The organism is Nostoc sp. 2RC (assembly GCF_014222165.1).
GTDB lineage: Bacteria > Cyanobacteriota > Cyanobacteriia > Cyanobacteriales > Nostocaceae > Nostoc > Nostoc linckia.
This window is the reverse complement of sequence record NZ_JACKZU010000394.1, coordinates 1-7,426: the sequence shown is the minus strand read 5'-3', so window position 1 is coordinate 7,426 and position 7,426 is coordinate 1. Positions and strand designations below refer to the sequence as shown.

At 40.3% G+C, this 7,426-nt stretch carries 5 protein-coding genes; 2 read left to right on the top strand and 3 right to left on the bottom strand.

What is annotated here, in order from left to right; genetic code table 11:
• Together GNE10_RS29595 and GNE10_RS29590 are read left to right on the top strand one after the other, a co-directional pair.
• Positions 1-708: site-specific integrase (locus GNE10_RS29595; protein WP_185569296.1), on the top strand; the 708-nt coding region annotated here is incomplete at its 5' end.
• A gap of 245 nt (positions 709-953) precedes the next feature.
• Complete coding sequence (locus GNE10_RS29590) at positions 954-1,424, top strand: hypothetical protein (protein ID WP_016869159.1); 471 nt, start codon at positions 954-956, stop codon at positions 1,422-1,424.
• 60 nt (positions 1,425-1,484) lie between these two features.
• On the opposite strand, the gene GNE10_RS29585 is transcribed toward GNE10_RS29590, so the two are convergent.
• Genes GNE10_RS29585 through GNE10_RS36605 form a run of 3 tightly spaced genes read right to left on the bottom strand, consistent with a single transcriptional unit; the run spans position 1,485 to position 7,155 of the window.
• Positions 1,485-6,353, bottom strand: coding sequence for a CHAT domain-containing protein (locus GNE10_RS29585; protein WP_185569294.1), 4,869 nt, complete (start codon positions 6,351-6,353; stop codon positions 1,485-1,487).
• Positions 6,354-6,403: 50 nt separating this feature from the next.
• Positions 6,404-6,925 carry a DUF1822 family protein gene (locus GNE10_RS29580; protein ID WP_311774878.1) on the bottom strand — a complete coding sequence of 174 codons (522 nt, stop codon included), beginning with the start codon at positions 6,923-6,925 and terminating at the stop codon, positions 6,404-6,406.
• 23 nt (positions 6,926-6,948) lie between these two features.
• Positions 6,949-7,155 (bottom strand): HNH endonuclease, encoded by a 207-nt coding sequence (locus GNE10_RS36605; RefSeq protein WP_397326641.1) that lies wholly within the window; start codon positions 7,153-7,155, stop codon positions 6,949-6,951.
• Positions 7,156-7,426 lie beyond the last annotated feature (271 nt).

Below are 7,426 nucleotides of genomic sequence, written 5' to 3'. Positions count from 1 at the left end.
ATTAAAAGTTTGTGGGAGTGGGGTACTAGAGCTTCTATTGGTTATTTTGCTATCGACTTGGGCAAGGACTTAAGCATACAGTGGGACGATAAGCTCGCAGAGCGCATTTTGTCGGAACGCGAGATTGCTAAGTTGGAAAAAGCGGCGATGGCAGTAGACTTGCAACACAACACTAATAAGATGCACTGGTTGCTGTTTACTCTCATGTTTTACAGTGGGGTGAGGGCAGGAGAAATTGCCCGGCAAACTTCTGATTATGGCAAGCGCGTAATTACGCCGGGATTATTTTGGCGGCAGTTTCGGGAGGATGGGGACTGTCTATTATTAACTGTGACGGGGAAACGAAATAAAACCAGAACCATTAGTCTCGATCCGGAAACTAGTGCGGTGTTACTGGATTATCGTGGGGATGCCAGCAATGATCAGCCGGTGTTTCCTAGTCCCAGTCGGCGGGATAGGGGTAAACCTTTAAGCGATCGCGGGTTGCGACTGATGATGGAGGAAATTTCTACTTGTGCGGGAATTAAGTTCAGCGCCCACTTTTTGCGCCACACTCACGCAACGCTGGCTAAGAAAAATGGAGCTTCTGATTTTGACTTGCAAGCAGATTTGGGCCACGCTTCCCCGGCGACAACTGCAAAGTACATTCACCATGTTGGGCGTGTTGGGACTTCTCACGCACTGCGTAAAAAAAGCAAACATAGGTAATAAAAAACGTAGGTGTACCCTACCCTTACGGGGAAGCCACTCCAGAAGGTATCGCCTCCGCTGGGCGGTTCGGCCATCGCACTCATACGCTCATCATGATAGTGTCAAGGTAGTTATCAAGATGGAAACACGCTCAGTTGTTCCTGTCCGCAGACTAGTTTACCTAGATATTACCTAGACTTTACCTAGATATGAGCAATACAGGGAGAACAAAGAAGCTAGCATCTTTCAACTGTGACCAAAAGATGTGGGAGCAGTTTATCGCCCGTTGCAACTCGAAAGGCACGACAGCAACAGCGACGCTCACCCGTTTTATTGAGCTATACCTAGATGGTTCTTTAGATGACCTTGATGCAATTGCTGGTAATGAAAATAAACGTTTGGACTCTTTAGAACAAAAAACTGAAGAGATAACAGCCCAAATGAAACAATTTGCTGAGGCGATTATTAAAATTCAAAATTATCTCAACAACCAACCGAAACGGCAGAAGAAATCGTACAATAATAATTCATATTATCAAGGGCAAACTCCTCGAATCCAACCACTAACCGAAGAAGGTTTAGCTTCAAGACTTGGTGTAAGTGTAGAAACTATACGCGAGCAGCGAATTAATCTGCCACCACCGCTTTTTGTGGGATGGTGCAAAGGCAAGGATAGAGCAGGGTTAGGATGGGAATTTAATCAGGATACGGGATTATATCATCCGGCAAGTTAGAATTTTTATTAATTTTAATAATTTCTGAATTTAGACTGAATACTTCAGAGATTGCAGTTATCAATTTAACCCGGAACAGGTGAAAGCTGCCCAATAATAAGGATGAGAGAAAGGTTTAGATTCTCGACAAAAAAGTTCTAAATCTTTTTTTGCTTGATAAATCAATTTTCCGATTTTGTCGTATTTTTTGTATTCTTCATTGCATTGTTCATATAATAGGGAACTATGCGGATGACTATCCCGTTCTTTTTGAATTTTTTTACGCAGCGTGTCAGTTTCTTTGAGTTTCTGCGTCAAAAAATCACTTAACTTAGGTTTGTAAATTGTGGTAAGAGTTTCACCTGTAAGGGTACGCAGTTCAAATTGAGCTTGTCTGATTGATTGCAGTCGCTTGTTTCCCTGATGTCGGGATTGATAGTAAAATACTGAAAAGAGTGCTGTTGCCAAGTCATTTACTGCCCAGAGTGTACTGATAACACTTTTAGCACCAGCACAAAGGAAAGCTGTTGAAAAAGTTAGAATATCGTCAGTTATTTCAGGCACAGTTAAACCAGTTTCACAGCAAGATAGAAATACATCTTCTAACTGAGGATTGCGCCAACTGGGAGTTAATAACTGACTTAATGTAATACAGCCATCTCCTAAAAATAAGGCGGATTCTAGAGGATTATCGAGCCGCGATCGCGCATGATGGCTAGAATGAATTACTTGGACTTTTTGTATCAGTTGACGATAGTTGCTGACACTAGCTTGTTGACTACCTTTTAAACGTTGATGATTAGGTATATTATATAAATTTGCTAGTTGTTCTCCTTCCCAACTAGCGTAGGGTAAATCTTCAGTAGCATCTTCAACAATACCGTAATTCATAATATTACTTACTGTGGGGCGGTTGTGACAAAATTCTAAAATTTGGCAGCTAGGAACATAACGAATGAGAAATTTATCTCCCAAATATTGATTTTCTCCAATTGGTAAAGCTGCAAAAGGAATTTGATGTAATGCCAGATGAGGAATAAGAATCAATTCATCAATATTTTTCAGATGTTGTGCAATTAAATCATTTAACTTTAAGACTTCAGCTAGTTCTGCTATTAAAAAACTAAATTGCTCTTTCCAGGTATCTTTGTGATGAACATATTGCCCTAACCAGTGAGTTAAAATCGATGATTGTAAAGTCTCAAATCCTAAGTCAGTGCAAGTGTGCAAAGTAATTTGACTCTGCCGGATGATAAAGATATGAGTGTCATTCGAGGTAGTATAAAAGCTCAGAATAGCTGTGGTGGGTAGATCAATTAACTGCTGTATAGATGATAAATTTATAGGACTTACTTGAATTTGACCAGCCAGGACAGGATCTAGACGGCGCATTTGTTCCCAAATTTGCTGTTTGTCAGCTTCCAAATCTGCAATTATTTTGTTATGAGCTTCGATAGCAGCACGGTTCTGTGGGCTTTTTCCGAGTTTACTACCATCAAAGTTACTGGTATTATTATAGTGTCTTAATTCATTATCAATTTGCCGCTGTATAGCTTCAAAATCTTGTAAATACTGTTGAATTTCATCAGAAATTTCACCATCTGAATAAAGGTCATTACTGACTATTAAATCTACGAGTCGTTTTGAGCGAGAACGTTCGACATATTCAATAGCTTTATTCAGTTGTTTATTATTAATACAAGCTTGCACCATATTTTCATAAACATGGAGAGAATCAGCTAAGATTTCTTGACGGCGTGATTCTGAACTTGCCCAAATGCGACTGGTTTCTACAGCTTCAATAGCTACACTATAGCCCCTAATAGCTTCAGCCCAATCACCAATGTTAAAAGCAGTGTTTCCCAGCATTTGTCCTGCTTTTAGGCATTCATTAGGGAAAGCGGTGGGAGTGAAGATTTTTAAAGCTGAACGATAACAGCTAATCGCTTCTTCTATTTGCTCTTGTTCTAAGAAGACATTTCCTAAATTCATCTGAGTCATAGCCCACTGTCGCGGATATTCTTCTTTCGTTAAAACTTGTAAAGCAGATTGATGAGCAGCGATCGCCTTTTCTAAATTTTCGCTCCTATCCCCATGAATTCGGTGAAGATAGGCATTAGCCAAATTCATGTGTACTTCTGCCCAACCTTGGGGGAAGGCTGCTTTTGTATAGACTTGTAAAGCAGATTGATTAGCAGCGATCGCCTTTTCCACATTTTCTGCTGCATCACCTTTGAGTCTGTGACGATAGGCAGATGCTAAATTCATTTGAGTTTGCGCCCAAAGTTCTGGGAAGTCTTCACGAGTACGAATGGAAAGAGCATTTTGATAACAAGCGATCGCTTTTTCTAAATTCTCAGCCTTGTCACCGAGAATGCGTTGGCTTTGCCCGTCGCAGGCATCGCGGTAAACAATGCCTAGATTGTTTTGTACTTGCGCCCATTGTTCAGGATCTTGATCGCGTGTGAAAACCCGCATCGCAGCTTCACCAGCCTGGATTGCTAGTTCCGCATTTTCCACCTGATCGCCACGAATCCTAAAACCATAAGCAATAACCAAACTATTTTGAATTGTTGCCCAGAGTTCGGGAAACTGTTCACAGTTACACACTTGCAAAGCATTGTGTAAGTAAGAAAGTGATTGTTCCAGGTTTTCTGCTTGCTCACCCTTGATTCGACGGTGGTAAGCATTGCCCAGCATACTTTGACACAGACACCATGCTTCTGGTGAATCTTCGTAAGTCAATACTTTAGAAGCAAGTTCATACCCTGTAATGGCAATCTCTAAATTATTCGCCTCATTACCGTGTCGAAATTCTTTAATCAGAAAGCTCAAACCTATAAGACTTGCAGCAAGTCCTTTTGCATACTCTGGCGGCGCTTCAGACAGCATAGCTTCCGTTTTCAAACACAATACGGTAGCAAAACGTTCATCAAGTTTATATTTATTTGCTTCCAGTAATGGGTATACAACAGCTTTAGGATTTTCTAGGTTCTTGTCTAGGTTCTTGAATACTGCTTCAAATAGCTGAATCTGAAATAGTTCGCGGATGGCATCTTGAATGTTTCCCCATTGTTCAGGGAAATCTTTTTTGGTATAAATAGTAGCGGCTACCTCATAACCTGTGGCAGCAATTATTAAGTTAATTGCTTTATCGCCTTGTGGAAACTCCCGAATCAGATTACTAAAACTTAAAATAGTTGTAGCAATTTGAAGAGATTGCCCTGATGGTATGTGTCCGAAAACATCCTCAAGCCTTTGTAAGTGTTGAACAAATTGTTCATCTATTTTATTCAGGTTATTTTCTAGTATTTGATATACAGCTTGCGATTCTCCATTGCTTTCAGCAGTTACTTGTAATACCTGTCCGAGGAATTGGAAATTTGAGTAAATTTGTTGAAATTCATCACTATCTAACAGATTTAAAATCTCTTGATAACCAGAACATTCTGCATATTCTCTAGCTTTATCTCGTTCCCCATTGGTGATACAAAAAACCACCATCTCTGTGTATGCAAGAATTTCTTGTTTTTGAGAAATTCCAGCCCAATGACGGCTTTGTTCAACAGCTTCAATGGCAACTGCATAACCTTCAAAAGCTTCTGCTTTCATGCCAGCAGCCAAGGCTGTTTTACCTAAACTCAATCCAGTTTGTATGCAATCTCTGGGAAATTTAGTGGGAGTGAAGACTTGCAAAGCAGCGCGGAAACATTCAAGTGCTTCAGTAAATTTATCTGTTTCCCAATAAGCATTTCCTAGAGTGGTTTTTGTTCCTGCCCATCGTTCAGGATAATCAGAAATGGTGTAAACTTCTAAGGCGTTAATATATGACGAAATTGCCTTTTCTAGATTCTTTTGTTTATTACCCAGAATCCTTTGAGTGTAGGCATTGGCTAGGTTATGTTGACTACTAGCCCAATAATAGGGCGATGCCGAACGGGTACGTACTTGTAGCGCAACTTGATAACAAGCGATCGCCTTTTCTAAATTCTGTGCTTTATCGCCTTGAATTCTAAAAAGGTACGCATTCCCCAAATTATTTTGAAGAGTACCCCAAAGTTCAGGAAGTTGAGCGCGGTTAATAACTTTTAAAGCAGTTTCATAGCAAGAAATTGACTTTTCTAAATTCTCGGCTTTGTCTCCTATAATTCTGTCAGTATAGACAAGACCGAGATTACTTTGCAGACTCGCCCACTCTTTGATAAAACTGTCGCGGGTGTAGATAAACAGGGCATTATTACAAGCAGCAATTGCCTTTTCTTGGTTATCTGCGCGATTTCCTCGAATCCGATGGCGGTAGGCTGGTGCTAAATTTAATTGGATATTAGCCCAAATTTCTGGGACAATCTGACGGGTAAAAATTTTGGTAGCAGCTTCTAAGCCAGTAATGCTAATTTCTAAGTTAATTGCCCTGTTTCCTAAAGGAAACTGCCCAAGCAAGGTGCAGAAATCAACAATACCCAATCCTACTAATATTACTTGTTCTGTTATTGAGTCATTGTTTAGTAGGCTAAAGTTTATCCAGTAATTAAACTGTTCAGAAAAATCATCATTGAGTTTATCTAAGTTAGCTTTAAGTAGACGAACAAGGGCTTGTGGGTTGCTTTTATTTTGTGAGATCGCCCACAAGATTTCACCCAAGAAAGCTGGAGGTCTAATAAAATTGGCTGTTGCGGAAGGCTCATCTCTATATAATTCCAGTTCCTCACCTAGCCAATGAGCTAAATTTTTCAAAAAGTAAGCAGAACGAATATCTCCTTGGTTTACCCGGATTTGAGCTACCATTTCCAAAGTTTCTACAAACCCAGCATCAACCAAGTGTGCGTATTTCCTGAGAATCTTCATTTCCCTGCCACTAGGACAGTTGAGTAGCTGTTTAATCAGCTTGAAATAAGCTTTTTGGCGTTGAGTAAAATCTGGTGATTTTTGATAGCCGAATCCTTTAGCCATGACAATTGGATGTTTTGGGTAGTTATATACATCATTCCCAACGGGTCAAACTACGCAACATCTCCCCAGATTTCTGCTAACTTCTCCAATAGCATTTCGGCTAAATTTTGTAATTCGCTATCATCTTGCTGAATTGCTTCACGAGTAGCACCAACAGCGCGAGTATCTCCAGCTAATATTTCCCCTCCGGCGTAGCGCCACTCAAATTCATCGCCAGTTCGGTAAAGAAGCTCAAATTTTGCCACAATCTCTGATAAAGGTTTATTGTCTAATACAGAACGTACTTGTACTGCCACTGAGTCATCAGTTTGTAGAAAAGCGATCGCTTCTTCAAGACGGGTGATTTGCTGTAGGAGAGCGTCAATAGGTTGGAGTTGGGACACTTCTAGCTGTGCAGGCGGATTTACTTCATCAAAGGCAGGTGCAAATCCCAATAGCTGCACTGAATCTAAGCTTTCCTGAAACTGTATAGCTACATAGCCAATCCGATTTTCATTATCTGGTAATAATATGACAGTTTCTTGGGGTAAAACTGGACAGCATTCTAATAATTTTCGGGGGCATCTTTTCACAAAATTCAACTGGATGGTTGTTCTTAGGAAGTTTTATTTGCCAGATCAAAAAGATTTCTTAACCGTGGAGGTAACAGACTGTTACCACGAGAATTATTGCAACTGAAACAAGCCAAACGCAAATTCGAGAGACTATTAGATCCACCCAGGCTCTTGGGAACCAAGTGTTCAATGGTTCTTTCCGATTTAGTCATTTGCTTACCACACCAGCAACAATGGTTTCCATACATTTGTAGTAGTTGGTGTCTCTTGCGACGCTTAGAGGCTGGAGACATATTAGCCATAATTCAGCTGCCTGAGTTTCAAGGTTTGAGGGTATTCACTTGCTTAACAGGGCAGTATTAAAAAATGACGCAAAATTTTTAAGGGCGTTGTAAAAAGCAGAAACTATAGCAGTTCTTGTTTGGATGCAACGGTAGCTTATCCCTCTTTTGTCACTCTAGGCAGAGGAAAAATAGAAATGAGGTATATTGAAGTTTTGCAAAATTGGGCGAGTCAGAT